This is a genomic window from Leucobacter luti, from assembly GCF_019464495.1.
In the GTDB taxonomy this organism is placed as follows: domain Bacteria; phylum Actinomycetota; class Actinomycetes; order Actinomycetales; family Microbacteriaceae; genus Leucobacter; species Leucobacter luti_A.
The window spans coordinates 339,551-356,723 of the sequence record NZ_CP080492.1 but is presented as its reverse complement, the minus strand read 5'-3'; the positions used below and the strand labels follow the sequence as shown (position 1 = coordinate 356,723).

The 17,173-nt window shown below is 63.2% G+C and carries 14 protein-coding genes; 8 read left to right on the top strand and 6 right to left on the bottom strand.

Features of this window, described 5'->3' with window-relative positions; translation table 11 throughout:
* Nucleotides 1–82 precede the first annotated feature (82 nt).
* Both K1X41_RS01675 and K1X41_RS01670 read left to right on the top strand, forming a co-directional pair.
* Nucleotides 83–292, top strand: coding sequence for a DUF5302 domain-containing protein (locus K1X41_RS01675; protein WP_132203375.1), 210 nt, complete (start codon nt 83–85; stop codon nt 290–292).
* 147 nt (nt 293–439) lie between these two features.
* A complete protein-coding gene (locus K1X41_RS01670) occupies nt 440–967 on the top strand; it encodes a DIP1984 family protein (RefSeq protein ID WP_133616676.1) in 528 nt (175 codons plus the stop codon).
* Nucleotides 968–1,455: 488 nt separating this feature from the next.
* Here K1X41_RS01670 and K1X41_RS01665 read toward each other — a convergent pair whose 3' ends face one another.
* On the bottom strand, nt 1,456–2,670 hold the full coding sequence (locus K1X41_RS01665) for a winged helix-turn-helix domain-containing protein (RefSeq protein WP_220175172.1): 1,215 nt from the start codon (nt 2,668–2,670) through the stop codon (nt 1,456–1,458).
* A 40-nt stretch (nt 2,671–2,710) separates the two neighbouring features.
* Nucleotides 2,711–3,538 carry a helix-turn-helix transcriptional regulator gene (locus tag K1X41_RS01660; RefSeq protein ID WP_220175171.1) on the bottom strand — a complete coding sequence of 276 codons (828 nt, stop codon included), beginning with the start codon at nt 3,536–3,538 and terminating at the stop codon, nt 2,711–2,713.
* A 73-nt stretch (nt 3,539–3,611) separates the two neighbouring features.
* Between K1X41_RS01660 and ilvD the strand changes: the two genes are divergently transcribed.
* Entirely contained in the window at nt 3,612–5,471 is a 1,860-nt protein-coding gene (ilvD, locus tag K1X41_RS01655) for a dihydroxy-acid dehydratase (RefSeq protein WP_220175170.1), read from the top strand.
* A gap of 85 nt (nt 5,472–5,556) precedes the next feature.
* On the opposite strand, the gene ndk is transcribed toward ilvD, so the two are convergent.
* Nucleotides 5,557–5,973 (bottom strand): nucleoside-diphosphate kinase, encoded by a 417-nt coding sequence (ndk, locus tag K1X41_RS01650; RefSeq protein WP_220175169.1) that lies wholly within the window; start codon nt 5,971–5,973, stop codon nt 5,557–5,559.
* 167 nt (nt 5,974–6,140) lie between these two features.
* On the opposite strand from ndk, the gene K1X41_RS01645 reads away from it, so the two are divergent.
* Nucleotides 6,141–7,259: a magnesium and cobalt transport protein CorA gene (locus K1X41_RS01645; protein WP_166644292.1), complete on the top strand. Its 1,119-nt coding sequence runs from the start codon at nt 6,141–6,143 to the stop codon at nt 7,257–7,259.
* 22 nt (nt 7,260–7,281) lie between these two features.
* Here the strand turns inward: K1X41_RS01645 and K1X41_RS01640 are convergent, their stop codons facing one another.
* From K1X41_RS01640 to ileS, 3 genes are read right to left on the bottom strand one after another with little or no spacing between them, the layout of a single operon-like run.
* Nucleotides 7,282–7,752, bottom strand: coding sequence for a DUF4233 domain-containing protein (locus K1X41_RS01640; protein ID WP_220175168.1), 471 nt, complete (start codon nt 7,750–7,752; stop codon nt 7,282–7,284).
* A complete protein-coding gene (locus K1X41_RS01635; protein WP_133616672.1) occupies nt 7,749–9,095 on the bottom strand; it encodes a bifunctional folylpolyglutamate synthase/dihydrofolate synthase in 1,347 nt (448 codons plus the stop codon). Before K1X41_RS01635 ends, K1X41_RS01640 begins: the two co-directional genes overlap by 4 nt.
* A complete protein-coding gene (gene ileS / locus K1X41_RS01630) occupies nt 9,092–12,496 on the bottom strand; it encodes an isoleucine--tRNA ligase (RefSeq protein WP_220175167.1) in 3,405 nt (1,134 codons plus the stop codon). The genes K1X41_RS01635 and ileS overlap by 4 nt, the downstream gene beginning before the upstream one ends.
* Before the next feature lie 659 nt (nt 12,497–13,155).
* Here ileS and K1X41_RS01625 point away from each other — a divergent pair.
* From K1X41_RS01625 to K1X41_RS01610, 4 genes are all read left to right on the top strand, one after another.
* The gene (locus tag K1X41_RS01625; RefSeq protein WP_396426496.1) at nt 13,156–14,535 is read left to right on the top strand and encodes a glycine betaine/L-proline ABC transporter ATP-binding protein; all 1,380 of its coding nucleotides are present in this window, start codon (nt 13,156–13,158) and stop codon (nt 14,533–14,535) included.
* 17 nt (nt 14,536–14,552) lie between these two features.
* The gene (locus tag K1X41_RS01620) at nt 14,553–15,488 is read left to right on the top strand and encodes an ABC transporter permease (RefSeq protein WP_220175753.1); all 936 of its coding nucleotides are present in this window, start codon (nt 14,553–14,555) and stop codon (nt 15,486–15,488) included.
* A gap of 87 nt (nt 15,489–15,575) precedes the next feature.
* A complete protein-coding gene (locus K1X41_RS01615; protein WP_133616837.1) occupies nt 15,576–16,478 on the top strand; it encodes a glycine betaine ABC transporter substrate-binding protein in 903 nt (300 codons plus the stop codon).
* A 120-nt stretch (nt 16,479–16,598) separates the two neighbouring features.
* Nucleotides 16,599–17,093 (top strand): GyrI-like domain-containing protein, encoded by a 495-nt coding sequence (locus K1X41_RS01610; protein ID WP_132203357.1) that lies wholly within the window; start codon nt 16,599–16,601, stop codon nt 17,091–17,093.
* Nucleotides 17,094–17,173: the final 80 nt, after the last annotated feature.

Here is a 17,173-nt window from a genome sequence, read left to right as displayed (position 1 = left end):
TACTGCGCACAGCGCCTAGCGTAGACTCGGGGCGGTTCCTCGACTTTCGGGGAGATGCGCCGAGCCAGAAACGAGGCACAGAATGTCACAGGATCACTCAGCAGAGCAGGCTGACCAAGAATCAACTGAGACTCCGGCGGAGGACATGCGGGCGAAGTTCCGCGAAGCCCTTGCCAAGAAAAACGCCAGGAACCAGGGTGGCCGCGCCAATCTGGACGGGAAGAGTGCCGTCCGCGGCAGCTCATCCGGTCCGGTTCAGCAGCGCGAATTCCGTCGGAAGAGCGGCGGCTAATTCACGCGGCCCGCTCCGCTTTGAGCACTAGCAGAGACGCCGGGGGCTGCACACAGCGCCAGGGCAGGTGAGACCACGTGCCGGCCTTCGCGATCGTGCTACTCTGGCGTCTCCTCCACCACAATCGTCACGAGAGTGAGGTGCCGGGTGAAACTGGCAGAAGCACTGGCGCTGCGCGCTGATACTCAGAAGCGGATCGCCCAGCTGCGCGTCCGGATTGCTGCGAATGCGCGGTTCCAGGAGGGTGATGAGCCCGCGGAGAACGCCACCACACTGCTTGCAGAAGTTGAGTTGGCCGTGGATGAGCTTGAACAGCTCGTGCGAGGGATCAATGCGACGAACTCGGTGATCGAACTCGAACTCGCTCCGAGGCCTGCACGTGGCACCGGAGGGCGCCGCCGGGAGGTGGGAGCCGCGGGTGGACAGACTGGCACCATGACAGATGCGCTTGCACGTCGCGACACCCTCCGACTGCGGCATGCGATCATCGTGGAGAGCGCTGCGGCCGCCCAGGATTCCGGCGTGTATCGCCAGATGCGCTCTGAGCTGCGCGAGATTTCTGCGCTCTCCGTGGGCGAATTGCACGCACAAGCCACTTCTCTGGCGCAGGAGCTTCGGGAACTCGACTCGCGGATCCAACAGGCGAACTGGTCGCACGATCTGATCGATCACTAGCGCGCCACCCAGACAACTTCACACAGGCGGAGTCGGTACCGGCTCGACCAGCGGGCACACCCCGCGCCAGACGGGTAAATCTGGCTCTTGTAGGGTGGCGGGCAACCCACGCAATGCACAGTGCAGCCCAGCACTGCGTACACGTCACTGCCCACCGCGCACAGTGCATTACCGCGTGCCGGGGTCGGATCGGGAGGGCGGGAACGGGGACACTCCGCCTGTGTGTAGGGGAAAGTTCTTGGACGGACCGGCTGAGGGTTCGGGCGACCGGGTGACTGGGCGCCGGGGTGACAGGGCGCTGGAGCGGCTGTGCAGCTGAGTGTCGGGTCCCTTGGGTCCCGGAGTGCCTGGGCGCCGGAGTACCCGGAGGGCGGGCAGGACGTGAGCGGCCGTTTCCTGAGCTGCATCCCCGACTTGTCTCGAGCCTGCGCTGGATGCGGCTGAAGCGGGAGCGGGGCTGCCTGAGCAGATCGGCTCCGATCATTCGCTCACTTAGAGCTTGACGCCTCGATACGGCCGGGAAGCGGAAGGTTTCCAACGCCCGAGACCGATACCTCCTCCAGCCCTTGCCATGCCGCAGCTTGGGCGAGAAGGGCGGTGGCTGCCTCGACGGTCCGCGACGGGGCCCGATCTTCCTGCCAGGCCGCCTGCACGAGAAGCCGCTTGCCCGCGCGATCAGCTTCCAGGTCGATCCGCCCCACGAGTGATCCGCCCACCATGAGCGGGAGACAGTAGTAGCCGAACTTGCGCTGTTCTCGCGGGGTGTAGATCTCAATGCGGTAGTGGAAGTTGAACATTCGTTCTGCGCGCGGCCGGAACCACACCACCGGATCGAACGGCGTGAGCAGCGCGTCAGGGGCGAGCCGGGAAGGCAGCTTTGCGTCGCGATGCAACCACGCCTGTTCAGGAGCCCCAGACCCCCGATTCCAGCCGGCGACCTGCACTGGGAGGAGTTCGCCAGTTTCTTCGAGAGCGGCGACAGCCACCCGGGCTTCCGAGGGTTTCAGCCGGTGGTAGTCTGCGAAGTCGGCTAAAGTCCCCACTCCGAGTGACCGCGCTGCCCGCGCAATGAGCGCCCGCTGCGCCTCAAGACGCGGTGGGATGTCGAGCGCCGCAGCGGGAAGCGCGTGCGCGGCGAGGGCGTAGCGTCGCTGGAAACCCTCGCGCCCCACCGAGACGACCTCTCCCTGCGCGAATAACAGCTCGACCGCGTGCTTCGTGTCGCTCCAGTCCCACCACGGTCCCCGGTTGCCACGCGGCCCCTCTTCGAGTTCGCGTACGAACAGTGCGCGCCCCTCACTGAGTTGATCCCGGACGCGCGCAATGGACGCGGCGAGGGAATCAGCTCGGCCAGTCCTCGCGTTGCGGGCAGCGAAATCCGCCATGCGCCAGGAGAAGAGCGCGCGATCGTATACCGGGATAAACGCGGCCTCATGTGCCCAGTACTCGGTGTATTCCCCGCTGTGCCAGAGCTGTCGATCGAGTGCAATGTCTGAGTAAGGTCCGTGCCGCGAGAACACCGGCAGATAGTGGCTGCGCGCGAAGACATTCACCGAGTCGATCTGGAGCACGTGGAGCTTCTCCAGCGCCGGGTCGAACGGCCGCCGCTGCCGCAACCGGGCAGTGTTCGCAAAACCCTGTGCTGCGAGCGCAATACGGCGCGCTTCCGCGGGGCTGAGAGTGTCGGGGGTGCGCGAGGTCATTCTTCCACGCTAGCGGCAGCCTCCGACATTGCATCGGAGTCTAGGCGCTGCGTTCCCCAAGGGAGGGGGCCGCTCCCCCGGGTGCGAGCGGCACGTACATCACGACGTGCAACTCGGCCGCGTCTGATGGGACGAGGCGGTGATGTTCGAACACGAGTTCGCCAGCATCTGGATGCACGAAGATACGTCGTCGCGAACGGAAGCGGTCGATGGTGTGCTCAGCCCATTGTGCGCGGAAGTCTGCGCTGTGCTCGCTCAGTGCAGCCACGACTGCCCGGTGCCGCTCTGAGCTGAGACGCACGCCAGATTCCGCTCGGAACTCGGCAAGGAAATTTCGGCTGTCACGCTCCCAGTTCGGAAGGATTTCGCGCAGTCGCGGATCCGTATAGACAAGGTGGAGCAAGTTGCGCTCGTGCTGAGGGGTCACGGCGATGGATCCATACAGCCACTCGTACCCCGCGTTCCAGCCCACGATGGTCCAGTCGCTCGCCAAGATGAAGGCCGGGAAGTCGAGCGCATCGATCATGCGCAGCAGCTGCGCAGACGCCTGGTCCGGGAGTGTCGCCGCAACTTCTTTGCCAGGGCCAGCCAACGCAAACACGAACTCGGCCTCGGAATCTGTGAGCTGGAGCACACGGGCGACCGCGGTAAGTACCTGGCGAGAGGCATTGATGTCCCGGCCCTGCTCAAGCCAGGTGTACCAGCTCACGCTGATCCCTGCGAGTGTGGCGACTTCCTCCCGACTGAGGCCAACGGTACTGCGCCGGCTGCCCGGCGGGAGCCCGTGCGCTGCGCGGGAGTTGGCGCGGCGCCGGGCCGTCAGGAACTCTCCCAATTGAATGCCGCGTGGTGTGCGTGGGCGAATCATCAGATCATAGTAGCGCGGGTACTAGTAGTGACACTCTCTTCCGCATATCGGAGCTCTCTGACTCACTGGGTTCATGCCCACCTATCGTTCTTTCACTGTCACCCATGGTCGGAATATGGCCGGCGCCCGTGCACTCTTCCGTGCGGCAGGCGTCAACGGTGCTGACCTCGGACGCAAGCCGATTATCGCCGTCGCAAACTCATTCACCGAGTTTGTGCCCGGACACACCCACCTCGCGCCGGTTGGTCGGATCGTGTCCGACGCAATTTCCGAGGCAGGAGGGATTCCACGCGAGTTCAATACGATCGCGGTGGATGACGGAATCGCGATGGGGCACTCGGGGATGTTGTACTCACTCCCCTCACGGGATCTCATCGCAGACTCGGTGGAGTACATGGTCAATGCACACTGCGCTGATGCGTTGATCTGCATCTCGAATTGCGACAAGATTACGCCGGGCATGCTGCTCGCGGCGCTGCGCTTGAACATCCCCACCGTGTTCGTTTCGGGTGGCCCGATGGAGTCCGGGCGCGCGGTGCTCGCGAACGGCATGGTGCGCACGCTTGACCTGGTTGACGCGATCTCGGAGGCCGTGAACGAGAGCGTCTCGGATGAGGACATTCAGACAATCGAAGAAGCGGCCTGCCCCACGTGCGGTTCGTGCTCTGGCATGTTCACTGCGAATTCGATGAACTGCCTCACCGAAGCGATCGGACTCTCACTTCCGGGCAACGGATCGACGCTCGCCACCCACACTGCACGGAAGTCGCTGTACGAGAACGCCGGTGCGCTCGTCGTGGATATCACCCGCCGCCACTACGACGACGATGACTTCAGCGTGCTCCCGCGCAGTATTGCAACGCCGGCAGCATTTGAAAACGCGATGGCGTTGGACATTGCGATGGGGGGATCGACAAATACGATCCTCCATTTGCTCGCTGCCGCCCACGAAGCCGGAGTAGATTTCGGCCTGGCAGAAATTGACGCGGTCTCGCGGCGGGTGCCGTGTCTCGCGAAAGTGGCACCCAATGTCGCGAATGGCAAGACCTACTACATGGAAGATGTTCACCGTGCGGGAGGGATTCCAGCACTGCTTGGCGAGCTTCGTCGCGGCGGTATGCTCGACGACTCCGTGCATACTGTGCACTCGAAAACCCTAGGTTCATGGCTGGACGAGTGGGATGTGCGGGGCGGTCGCGCGAGCGACGAAGCGATCGAGCTGTGGCACGCTGCGCCGGGTGGTGTGCGCTCCTCAACCGCCTTCTCGCAGTCGGAGCGCTGGCGAGAGCTCGATCTCGATGCCGAGAACGGCTGTATCCATAGCGTTGAGCACGCGTATTCGCGAGATGGAGGCCTCGCCGTGCTGCGTGGCAACATTGCCGTCGACGGCGCAGTCGTGAAGACTGCAGGCGTCGACGAATCGATTTGGACGTTCTCTGGTCCGGCCGTGGTGTGTGAGTCCCAAGACGAGGCCGTGGAGAGGATTCTGAACAAGCAGGTCGTTGAGGGCGACGTTGTCGTAATTCGGTATGAGGGTCCCCGAGGCGGCCCAGGCATGCAGGAGATGCTGTACCCCACCTCGTTTTTGAAGGGGCGCGGCCTCGGGAAAACCTGTGCGCTGATCACCGATGGCCGATTCTCGGGCGGCACCTCAGGACTCTCGATCGGGCATGTCTCCCCCGAGGCTGCGCGCGGAGGAACAATCGCGCTTGTCGAGAACGGGGACATGATCTCGATCGACATCCCAACTCGGGCGATCACGCTGGAGGTGCCCGATACTGAACTCGAGCGCAGGCGCCTCGCGCTCGAAGCGGCGGGCGGCTATCGACCCCAGAACCGGGTGCGGCCCGTCACTGATGCTCTGCGGGCGTACGCTGCATTCGCGCAGTCGGCAGACAAGGGCGCGGTTCGAGTCATCCCAGCGCAGTTCTAGTGTGGGACACGTGCCACTGGGAAATACGGAGGGCCCACGTTCCGGCACAAACCGGAACGTGGGCCCTCCGTCGTGAGATGGGTCCTTATGCGAACCAGAGAGAGAGCTCGCGCTCAGCCGAGAGTGTCGAATCAGAGCCGTGCACCAGGTTCTGCTGCACTGCAACGCCCCAGTCGCGGCCGAGGTCACCGCGAATCGTGCCGGGCGCCGCGGTGGTCGGATCGGTCGTGCCGGCCAGGGCTCGGAACCCTTCGATGACGCGGTTGCCCTCGGCGCGTACTGCCACGATCGGGCCGGACGACATAAATTCGAGCAGTGGCTCGAAGAACGGCTTGCCCTCGTGTTCGGCGTAGTGTTCTGCGAGCAGCTCACGGCTTGCCGAGAGCATCCGCAGATCAGTGACGCGGTACCCCTTCGCTTCAATGCGGCGCAGAATTTCGCCGGTGAGGCCGCGGGCAACCCCATCGGGCTTCACTAGGATGAGAGTTTCTTCAGCGGGCATACACGCTCCTCGTGTCAGGTGAGTCTGTGGGCCAAATCCGCCCAACTCCCCAGTCTAGTCATCAGTGCCGTGGGTGATCATGTGTGCGGCGTGCCCTGCGGTGTCCTGCGGCATACCAGGCCGTAGGGTGAAGAGTGCCAAACGGTTGCGTAGAAGAAAGCGGGGGCATGATGCCCGAGAAGATCATGGGTGGGCCGGTGCCCCGGCGCGGCGGTGTATTCAGGGGCCGTGCTGGTTCGGGCGTATCGTCTGCTGAAGGCTCGACGCATCGCACGCGCTATGTGCTCGACGGGAAGCTGACTCCTGCGCCTCCTGGAATAGCGATTGCTGACGCACTCCGCTTCGCAGAACAGACGCCTGCTGGGATGGCGCTCTTCCTGTTTCCGAAGCCAAACGTCACGCAGATCGCTGAACTTGCAACAGCATGGGATTTGCATCCCCTGTTAGTCGAGGATCTGCTCGAAGCGGGTCAGCGCCCGAAATTGGAACGCTATGGCGATGTGCTCTTCATCGTGGTGCGTTCCGCCCGGTATCTTGACGAGACTGAAGACGTTGATTTCTCGGAATTCCACGTCGTAGTTCGGCCGGCTGGGATCGCGGTCCTGTGCCAGGACGGCCGTTGGATTGATGGTTCCGATGAATCGACACTCCCGGAGTACTCCGCCGACGCGGCGAACCCGGGCGATGACACCCTGCTCGACAACGAAGCACTGCTGCGATTGGGGCCCGAGGCGGTGCTCTACCGTTTACTCGACGCAGTGGTCGATGGGTACGAGCCGGTGCTTCGAGGGCTCAGGATCGATCGTGAGCAGATTGAGCGACAGGTCTTCAGCGGCGACGCCGCTGTGGCAGAACGCATTTATCGTTTGAGCCAGGAGGTGATTGATCTCCAGCACGCGACGGCTTCGCTGACCGACGTGATTGCCGCACTTCGGAGCGGCTTTGAGCGGCATGCGATTCCCGATCAACTGCAGAGCTATTTGCAGGATGTTGCCGACAACCTGATGCGGGTCTCGATCAGGGTCACCGAATTGCGCGAGGCGCTTTCTCAGATCCTGAATGTGAATGCGACACTGGTTGCGCAGCGTCAGAACGAAGATATGAAGAAGATTTCAGGCTGGGCTGCCATCCTCTTCGCCCCGACACTGATCGGCGCGATCTACGGGATGAATTTCGACAGCATGCCTGAACTGCACTGGGCGCTGGGGTATCCACTAGCGGTGGGAGCAATGGCGGGATTGGCAGCAACGCTGTACGTGATCTTCAAATGGAAGAAGTGGATGTAGCCGCTGCGCGCGGCGCAGGAAGCTACTCCCCCTGCGCCGCGATCCAGGCTGCGCGGTCACGATCCATTTGGCTCCCCTTGACCATGCAGTAGATCCAGAGCGCGGTGAAGAGCAGGCTCACGATGAGCGACATCGGGAGCAAGATCGCGGTTGCGAGCATCAGCCCGTGGGCGATCCAGCCAATCACGATGCCGATGTTCTCACGCCGCATGAGCGCGAGCCCGAAGATTATGACGAGCGCGAGTCCACCGCCGAGATAGAGTCCCAGCTCGCGCGGTTCCAGTGTGCCCAGGCCAAACATCGTGAGGCCAAAGAGCACGACCACGATGAGCTCAAACCCCAGCACGATCGAGGCAAGCGCCTTCTGCGTCGACTGGGGCCCGCGGCGGGCACCGGAGATCCGCATTGCGGAGTTGTGAGCCATCGTCTCGGATGGCGACAGTTGGAGCTCTGGATCCTCCGCCGCGCCATCGTTGTTCAGGTGATGGCTCATGCGATTCCCCAGCCTTCTGAGCGGGCGAAGGCGATGGCTTCACCCGCGAGGAGTACGGACCCTACGACCAGCACGCCGCGATTTGGGGCGCGGCCTGCCCATGCGCGGGCCTCATCGAGCGCTTCCGGGAGCGATTCTGCGATTTCAACCGGTGTTCCAGGCACCTCAGTATCCGCCATCGCCGCGAGCTCGGCAGCCGCGATGGTGCGCTCAGAATCAACGGGCGTAAGCGTGATGCGGTGCGCGATCGGCGCGAGGGCCGCAAGCAGGCCAGCGGCGTCCTTCTCCGCGAGCACACCAACCACGAGTGCCAGCTCGTCAAAACTGAATGACTCGGCAACGGCGCGTGACAGTGCTTCAGCACCGTGTGGGTTATGCGCCGCATCGACGTAGATCATGGGATCGGTGCCAATGAGTTGCAGCCTGCCGGGAGAGGTGAGCTGGCCGAAGCCCTCCTCAAGGACCTCTTCGGCAATGGCGCGGCCTCCTCCGAAGAACGCTTCTACCGCAGCGATCGCGAGCGCCGCATTTTGCGCTTGGTGATGTCCAAATAGCGGGACGAACGTTGGGGCATACGATCCCCCGGTGAGTCCAGCGACCGTGATCATGCGTCCGCCGACGGCCAAGCGGTCATCGGTGAGCTGGAAATCGCGGCCTTGGAGGAGCAGTGGTACACCATGGCGTTCTGTCGCGGCTTCGAGTTCTGCGACGGCGTCCGGATCCTGTTCGGCCGAGACGACAGCGGTGCCAGGCTTGACGATCCCTGCCTTGGTGCGAGCAATGGACTCGATGTCGGGGCCCAGGATCGCGGTGTGGTCGAGATCGATGGGCGTGAATACCGCCACTTGGGCGTCAGCAATATTCGTTGCATCCCACTCGCCGCCCATGCCGACTTCAATGATGGCAACGTCGACAGGAGCGTCGGTGAAAGCGGTGAACGCTAAGACTGCGAGTGCTTCGAAGAACGTGATCGGCCCGTTGCCTGCAGCGACCAGTTCCGCATCGACGATTTCGAGCGGCGGCTGAAGCTCCTGCCACGCAGCCGTCAGTGCTTCTCCGGAGATCGCCTCGCCGCCGATCTGGAAACGCTCAGTGAAGTCAACGAGGTGTGGGCTCGTGAAGAGCCCGGTGCGGAGACCGTGAGCACGCATCAGGGACTCGATAGCCCGGCTCGTTGAGGTCTTCCCGTTCGTTCCCGCGACCTGGATCACTGGAAACGAGAGCTGCGGTGAGCCAGCGAGCTCAGCCAGTCGGCGCACCGGTTCGATCCGGGGTCGCGGTTTCGCTTCGCCGACGCGCTGCAGGAGCTCGGCGTATACCGCTTCGGACGTCGTCGCACTCATTCTGCTTCTCCAGGTGTCCAGCTCGCCGGTGCATCGAGCCCGGTCGTGTCGATGGTGATCATGATCGGGGTCTTGTCGACGCCAATTGCGCGGGAGGCAGTGACGTGGACACCGCCTCCGGGAGAGACAATGTCGTCGACGATCGCGTCAAGGCCAACGGCTTCCTGCACCATGATCCCTTCAGCGAGCGTCTCAGCGGCGATGAGAGCCGAGTGGGTCTGCAGCGCCTCGACGTGCATCGGGTCTGCGTTGAGGGCGAGTACGATCCGGTCGGAGACCTCGAGTCCCGCATGCTTTCGTGCCTCTTGCACGGCACGGATGGCGTCGCGCGCGACTCCCTCGGCCTCGAGCTCAGGCGTCGTTTCCGTTTCCAAGAGCACAAAGCCGCCACCGGGGATCAAGCCGAGCGCTGGGCCGGTATCGCTGTCTGCGCCGACGCGCAGTGTGAGCTCGTACTCGTGCGGTTCGAGTGCAATGCCCCCGGCGACAACGACTCCGTCGGTCTCGGCCCAGTCGCCAGCCTTTGCTGCCTTGATTGCCGCCTGCACCTGCTTGCCCAGACGTGGACCTGCCGCGCGGGCATTGACCGAGAGCGTCTGCACAACGCCGTGGTCCGCCGCGCTCGTCTCAGTCTGTGCGACGAGGGTCACGGCCTTGACGTTGAGCTCCTCGCGCAGGATATCCGCGAATGGGGCGACGGCCTCAGGGCGTGCCGTGACGACGGTCAGCTCTGCGAGCGGGAGACGGACGCGCAGGCGACGCGACTTCCGCAGCGCAAGCGCCTGCGAGGTGATCTGACGAACCTCATCCATAGCGGCGACCAACTCAGGATCTGTGGGGAACTCTGCCGCGTCCGGCCAGTCGGTCAGGTGCACTGAACGCCCGCCGGTCAGCCCGCGCCACAGCTCTTCGGTGACAAGCGGGGCGAGTGGCGCAGCAACGCGAGCGACGGTCTCGAGCACGGTGTACAGGGTGTTGAACGCGTGTGCGTGCTCCGCTTTGCCGAGTGAACCAGACGTGCCCTCCCAGAAGCGGTCGCGTGAGCGGCGCACGTACCAGTTCGTGAGCACTTCAGCGTATCCGCGCAACGCGTCGGCCGCCGAAGTGGTGTCGAGGCCCTCGAGATGGCGCTCGACGTCGCGCACGAGGTCGCCAGTCTTCGCGAGGATGTAGCGATCGAGCGGGTCTGTGGAGTCCGTGCGGCGTTCAGCGGAGAAGCCGTCAGCGTTGGCGTAGAGGCTGAAGAAGTACCAGCTGTTCCAGAGCGGCAAAATGAATTGGCGCACTCCTTCGCGGATTCCTTCTTCAGTGACGATGAGGTTGCCGCCGCGTACGACCGGGGACGCCATAAGGAACCAGCGCATCGCGTCGGATCCATCCCGGTTGAAGACCTCGTTCACGTCCGGGTAGTTCTGCAGCGATTTTGACATCTTGTTGCCGTCAGAACCCAGCACAATGCCGTGGCTGATGACGTTCTTGAACGCCGGGCGGTCGAACAGTGCGGTCGCAAGGACGTGCTGCACGTAGAACCAGCCTCTGGTCTGCCCAATGTATTCCACGATGAAATCGGCTGGCTGGTGCGTGTCGAACCAGTCCTGGTTCTCGAACGGATAGTGCGCCTGTGCGAACGGCATCGAGGCGGAGTCGAACCAGACGTCGAGCACATCTTCGATGCGCCGCATCGTCGATTTGCCGCTCGGATCGTTCGGGTTCGGGCGCGTCAACGAGTCGATGTAGGGCCGGTGCAGGTCGATTTCTCCAGCGGCGTTGCGCGGCAGCGCACCGAAGTCTTTCTCCAACTCGGCAACAGAACCGTAGACATCGACGCGCGGGAACTCCGGATCGTCGCTCTTCCACACCGGGATCGGGCTGCCCCAGTAGCGATTGCGACTGATTGACCAGTCGCGTGCCCCTTCGAGCCACTTCCCGAATTGCCCGTGTTTCACGTTCTCCGGCACCCAGGTGATTTCCTCGTTCACCTCAAGCATGCGCTCCTTGATGTCCGTGACGCGCACAAACCAACTGGAAACGGCCTTATAGATCAGTGGGTTGCGGCACCGCCAGCAGTGCGGGTAGGAGTGCTCGTAGCTCGCCTCGCGCAGCAGTCGACTCCGTTCGCGCACGAGCCGGATCAGGGGCCGGTTGGCGTCCATCCAGAGTTCGCCCGCAACGTCGGTCACGGCACTCAAGAAGCGACCGCCGTCGTCAACGCTCACGATCGTGGGGATACCAGCGGCGGAACCGATGCGCTGATCGTCCTCACCGTAGGCCGGGGCCTGGTGCACAATGCCGGTGCCGTCGCTGGTTGAGACGTAGTCATCGGCGAGAATCTGCCAGGCCTGTTCAGTTCCCCACACCTCGGTGTCCGAGTAGTACTCAAACAGCGGCTCATAGCGCACGCCCGCGAGGGTTGCGCCGGTCACGGTGCGGGATACCGCCTCGGTGGCCGCAGGAGCGGACTCGTATCCGAGATCCTTCGCGTGCGCTCCAACAAGATCAATCGCCAGCAAGTAGGCGGACTCCCCTGGCGTGCCACCGTCAGCAGCGCCCGCCGGACCCGCCGGGATGACCGCATACTCAATTGTCGGGCCAACGGCCAGCGCGAAGTTCGTGGGCAACGTCCACGGCGTCGTCGTCCAAGCAAGCGCCCGCACGCCAGTGAGGTCGAGCGCGTCGGCTGCGGCGCCGATCATCGGGAAGGTTACCGTGACCGAGGGGTCCTGGCGCATCTGATAGACGTCATCGTCCATCCGGAGCTCGTGGTTCGAGAGCGGAGTCTCGTCGCGCCAGCAATACGGGAGAATGCGCTGTCCCTCGTAGGCCAGCCCCTTCTCATGGAGTTGCTTGAATGCCCAGAGCACGCTTTCCATGTAGCTCAGGTTGAGCGTCTTGTATCCGTGCTCGAAGTCGACCCAGCGTGCCTGGCGGGTGACGTAGTCTTCCCACTCATCGACGTAGCGCAGGACTGACTCCCGCGCTTTCTCGTTGAACGCAGCAACACCCATCTCTTCGATCTGGGCCTTTTCTGTGATGCCGAGCTGCTTCATCGCTTCGAGCTCGGCGGGAAGCCCGTGGGTGTCCCAGCCGAAGCGGCGCTCCACTTTGCGCCCGCGCATGGTCTGGAATCGTGGGAACACGTCTTTCGCGTAGCCGGTCAAGAGGTGACCGTAGTGCGGCAGACCGTTGGCAAACGGAGGGCCGTCGTTGAAGACCCACTCGGGGGCGTGCTCACGCTGCCGGATCGACTCCTGGAACGTATCGTCGTCCTGCCAGAACTGGAGCACACGCTCTTCAACACTCGGGAAGCTGGGCGATGGTGCAACGCCGAACGCGGCTCCGCCCTGCTGTTGAGCGGCGGCGTCCGCAGCGGAAGCACCTGTGGGCTGCTGGGGGTACGGCATGTGAGTCCTTTGGTCCGGCGTGGGTTATTCACTCGCTGCCGGGACGAGCCTCACGGCCCGCGGTACCACCCTGCTTGCCGGATCCACAACCTGCGCAAGATCCAGCCCCTTCGTTTGGCTGTGACGGGCCGTCCCCGTTCGGTTCTACTGCGTGCGCCCTCGAGGATGCACGGTTCTTCCGAAGACTCCCCGGTGATGGCCGGATCGCAGTCGCTCCTGTCAGTGTACCGCAGGCCACCCGTGAGTCACATGGACTGGGGTGTTGACGCAAAATCGGGTGAAATCGGCGCATTAGGTAACGAAGGGGTAACGAAGTGGTTTTTCGAAAATACCTGTTCAGCGCAATATTTATGCGCTCGTCGGGCGGCATATGCTCCGGCAGAACCTTGCAGTATCCACTGAAAGCTTGTTAGCGTCAATACCAGCGTTGAGTGCGACTCAGCATTTTCGCGCCGCCCTGTTCTCAGGAGAATCGTCGAGATCCGACGGCCTGAGTGAGTTCCTAACTCGTCCCGACACAAGCGGCGCGCCCTGAGTTCCGCTCCGCAATACGAGATCTGGCCTTTCGAATGGCTATCTGGGGAGAGTGTGCCCACGAGAGCACCCCCGGCGGGTTTTGGTAACCCGCGGATCATCGCGCAACATCTGAGGAGTACTGAGTGACCCACACAACTGAACAGTCCGGGAAACCGGATTCGCGGGGATCGGCTCCTGTCGACACCCCCACGGACACCCCTGCAATCTCTGTCGCAGGCGCCTACAAGGTATTCGGCCGGCGCCCGCGCGAGGTCGTGAAGCGCCTCCGCAACGGCCTGAGCCGTGAGCAGCTTCGGAGCCAGGGCACGGCCGCCGTCATTGACGCCAGCTTCGATGTGCAGCCAGGCGAGATCTTTGTCGTGATGGGCCTCTCCGGCTCGGGTAAGTCAACGCTTATTCGAATGCTGAACGGCCTGAACGATACGACTGACGGGTCCATCAAGGTGTTTGGAACCGAGGTCGTCGGGCTCGGCACCGCTGAACTCCGCGACCTGCGGCGCGACCGGATGTCGATGGTGTTCCAGCACTTCGCGCTCCTCCCGCACCGCACAGTCATTGATAACGTTGCCTACGGCCTGGAACTGCAAGGCGTCGCTCCGGTCGACCGGCGCGAGCGCGCACAGCACTGGCTGGAGCGCGTAGGCCTGAGCGGCTGGGAAGAGCGCCTGCCCGGCGAGCTCTCCGGTGGGATGCAGCAACGCGTGGGTATTGCACGAGCCTTTGCCGCCGACACGGACGTCCTGCTGATGGATGAGGCATTCTCCGCTCTTGACCCGCTGATTCGACGCGAGATGCAGGAACAGCTCGTTGAGCTCCAGCAGGAGCTCAAGAAGACCATTGTCTTTATCACGCACGACTTGAATGAAGCAATGTTCCTCGGAGACCGCATCGCCGTCATGCGCGACGGCCGCATCGTGCAGGTCGGCACCCCGAACGACATCCTCACTGATCCTGCCAATGACTATGTGGCACAGTTCGTGCAGGATGTCGACCGCGCTCGCGTGCTGACGGCAGGCGACGTGATGGAGCCACCGCGCGCAGTTGTCCCCGGCTCAGCTGGCCCGCGTACGGCGCTGCGCACGATGCGCGACCTCCAGACCTCAGCGTGTTTCGTCACCACCGGAGCTCGCACCCTGCTCGGTGTCGTGCGAGACAAGGATGTGCTGCGTCAGGTGCGCGAGGGTGGCACCGACCTGAAAGACGTGCTGCGCCCAACGCCTTCCGTGGTCCGCCCGGATCAGGTGATTTCAGATCTCTTCGAAATGGCGGTCGAGAGCCCCCTTCCCGTCGCCGTCATCGACGACCAGGATCGACTCATTGGCGTGGTCCCACGCGTGACCCTGCTCGCTGCCCTCACTGACCTCCCCGCTATCACGACGGAGATTCCGGTGATTGAGCCGCTCCCGACCGTGACCTCGGCGATGATCACCGAAACCCTGGCAACGACCCACCTCGAGAGCGCCGCTGAAGCGGTTGCCGCCGGTTCGGAGGAAGCACTGTGAAGACTCAGGACAGCATTATGGATCTGATCCGAGTTCCTGTTGGGGACTGGGCAGCGGCGGCACTTGACTGGTTCAAGAACGCGTTCGACGGTTTCCTCGGCGTCGTGGGTTTCGTCATGAACTGGCTCGTATCCGAGCTCAGTGACGTACTCATCGCCACGCCGTTTCTGCTCCTCATTCTCGTGCTGGCCCTCATTGGGTGGTTGGTGCGCTCGTGGCAGTTTGCGATCGGGACTGTCGTGACGTTGCTCGCCATCGTCGCAATGGGGCAGTGGGAAAACGCGCTCTACACACTCGCTCTCGTGCTGATCGCGACCGTGATCGCCGTGGCAATTGCAGTGCCGCTTGGCATCTGGGCAGCGCGAAACGACCGGGTGAGCGCGACGATCAAGCCGATCCTCGACTTCATGCAGACGATGCCGGCATTCGTCTACCTCATCCCCGCGGTGATCTTCTTTACGATCGGATTCGCGCCGGGCGTCTTCGCGACGATCATCTTCGCGCTCCCGCCGGGGGTGCGCTTCACCGAGCTCGGAATCCGCGGTGTGGATTCTGAAACCGTTGAGGCAGGCTATGCCTTCGGGGCGAAACCCGGAGCAATCCTGCGCGGAATTCAGCTCCCGCTCGCGATGCCGACCATCATGGCCGGGATCAACCAGGTCATCATGCTTGCCCTGTCGATGGCCGTCGTGGCCGGCATGGCCGGCGCAAACGGACTGGGCAAAGAAGTGATCGCCTCGATCTCGACGCTGAATGTCAGCAAGGGTGTTGAAGCTGGTCTCGGTGTTGTGCTGCTCGCCGTCTACCTCGACCGTGTGACCGCGGCGCTCGGCGCTCCTGCCGATTTCAAGCGGTCGCTGCGTTCCATGCTGCGGACGCGGCGCCAAGGCGCTGCGAAGGCCGCTGCGAAGTCCGCGGCCAGGCCAGCACCCGCGGCAGCTGTCTCACACTAACTCGCCCATACACCTGCACGACCCGGGGGCACTCGCCTCCGACTCCAGACGACCCGCGCTCAGCGCGGGCAGAAAGGAAGACGCATGATGCACAAGCGACACCTCACCGGAATTCTCGCACTCGGAGCCGCGGCAACGCTCGCCCTCGCCGGATGCAGCCCGAGTTCCGACAACGGCGGCGGCACTGATGAGGCCGACAAGACGATCACGCTCGGCTTCCTCCCCTCGTGGACTGACGGACTGAGCACTGCATACCTGCTCGAAAACCAGCTCGAGCAGCTCGGCTACGAGGTCGAGATGGAAGAGCTCACCGAGGCGGCAGTGCTGTACACCGGTCTTGCATCAGGTGACATCGACATCTACCCGTCGGCATGGTCCGAGAAGACCCACGCCTCCTACATGGAGAAGTACGGTGATGACATCGAGGATCTCGGTGCGTACTACGACAACGCGGTACTGACGATTGCTGTGCCGGACTACGTGGACATCGATTCCATGGACGAGCTGGCTGCGAACGCTGATCGTTTCGACGGCAAGATCTATGGCATTGAGCCGAGCGCGGGCCTCACCGAACAGACCGAGACGGTCATGATGCCCGAGTACGGCCTCGAGGACAGTTACGAGCTGGTGACGTCTTCAACGGCCACGATGCTCGCGACGCTGAAAGACAAGATCGATAAGAAGGAAGACGTCGTTGTCACACTGTGGCGTCCCTTCTGGGCCAACGACGCGTTCCCGGTGAAGGATCTCAAGGATCCGAAGAAGGCAATGGGCGATCCCGAATCGCTCCACTTCCTCGCGAATAAGGGCTTCACCGAGCGCTTCCCGGATGCCGCTGAACTCATTGGGGGCATCACGCTCGATGACGCGCAGTACGGTGCCCTTGAGGATCTCGTGGTGAACGAGTACGGCGAGGGCAAGGAACCGGAGGCAGTCACCGCGTGGCTCGCCAAGTTCCCGGACGCCTTCCCGACCGAGGTCACGAACTAGCGGGTACGCGCTGACCCGCAAAGGCGGTGTGATCACGCGGCGGTGCACTTTCGAGTGCGCCGCCGCGTGCGTGTTTCCTCGGCTCTGGACCTGCCGGAGATCCCATGAAAAGATGCACCCATGAGCATCGACACTCCTGCATCTGACAGCCCCGAATTCCCTGCTCCAGAACTTGTTGAGCAGCCAGAGATACACCTCGCCGTGGTCCGTGACACCGTCGCGTTTGACGCCATTCCAAGTCTGTACGACCGGGCGTATCCGCTCATATTTGCGGCGCTGGGCAGCGCAGGGATCCAGCCTTCCGCTCCCCCGATGGGCGTCATCCACGGCGCGCCGGGAGACACACTCGATCTTTCGGTCGCGGTCCCCATTGCCGCACCGATCGCCGCAACGGGTGAGGTGCACGGTGAGACCCTTCCCGCGTCGCGTGCAGCAACACTACTGGTGCGTGGTGACTACGCACTCCTCGGGAGCGCCTACGGATATCTCTATGGCTGGATTGCGGAGCAAGGGCACGATGTCAGCGGTATCGCCTGGGAACAGTACCTGACCGAGCCTGTCCCAGGCGGCGATCCAGCATTGAACGAAACGTTGCTCGCGGTCTACCTCGCCTGAGCGACACGGGGGCGGTCCTGGGACCATGCCTCGCTGCGACGACGGCTAGACTTGCTGTGTTGACCATCAGGCACCAGGGC

Excerpts from the sequence above, each read along its gene's own strand:
- K1X41_RS01675 (WP_132203375.1), top strand. The coding sequence starts at position 83 with ATGTCACAGGATCACTCAGCAGAGCAGGCTGACCAAGAATCAACTGAG.
- K1X41_RS01665 (WP_220175172.1), bottom strand. The coding sequence starts at position 2,670 with ATGACCTCGCGCACCCCCGACACTCTCAGCCCCGCGGAAGCGCGCCGT.
- K1X41_RS01660 (WP_220175171.1), bottom strand. The coding sequence starts at position 3,538 with ATGATTCGCCCACGCACACCACGCGGCATTCAATTGGGAGAGTTCCTG.
- ilvD (WP_220175170.1), top strand. The coding sequence starts at position 3,612 with ATGCCCACCTATCGTTCTTTCACTGTCACCCATGGTCGGAATATGGCC.
- ndk (WP_220175169.1), bottom strand. The coding sequence starts at position 5,973 with ATGCCCGCTGAAGAAACTCTCATCCTAGTGAAGCCCGATGGGGTTGCC.
- K1X41_RS01645 (WP_166644292.1), top strand. The coding sequence starts at position 6,141 with ATGATGCCCGAGAAGATCATGGGTGGGCCGGTGCCCCGGCGCGGCGGT.
- K1X41_RS01640 (WP_220175168.1), bottom strand. The coding sequence starts at position 7,752 with ATGAGCCATCACCTGAACAACGATGGCGCGGCGGAGGATCCAGAGCTC.
- K1X41_RS01635 (WP_133616672.1), bottom strand. The coding sequence starts at position 9,095 with ATGAGTGCGACGACGTCCGAAGCGGTATACGCCGAGCTCCTGCAGCGC.
- ileS (WP_220175167.1), bottom strand. The coding sequence starts at position 12,496 with ATGCCGTACCCCCAGCAGCCCACAGGTGCTTCCGCTGCGGACGCCGCC.
- K1X41_RS01620 (WP_220175753.1), top strand. The coding sequence starts at position 14,553 with ATGGATCTGATCCGAGTTCCTGTTGGGGACTGGGCAGCGGCGGCACTT.
- K1X41_RS01615 (WP_133616837.1), top strand. The coding sequence starts at position 15,576 with ATGCACAAGCGACACCTCACCGGAATTCTCGCACTCGGAGCCGCGGCA.
- K1X41_RS01610 (WP_132203357.1), top strand. The coding sequence starts at position 16,599 with ATGAGCATCGACACTCCTGCATCTGACAGCCCCGAATTCCCTGCTCCA.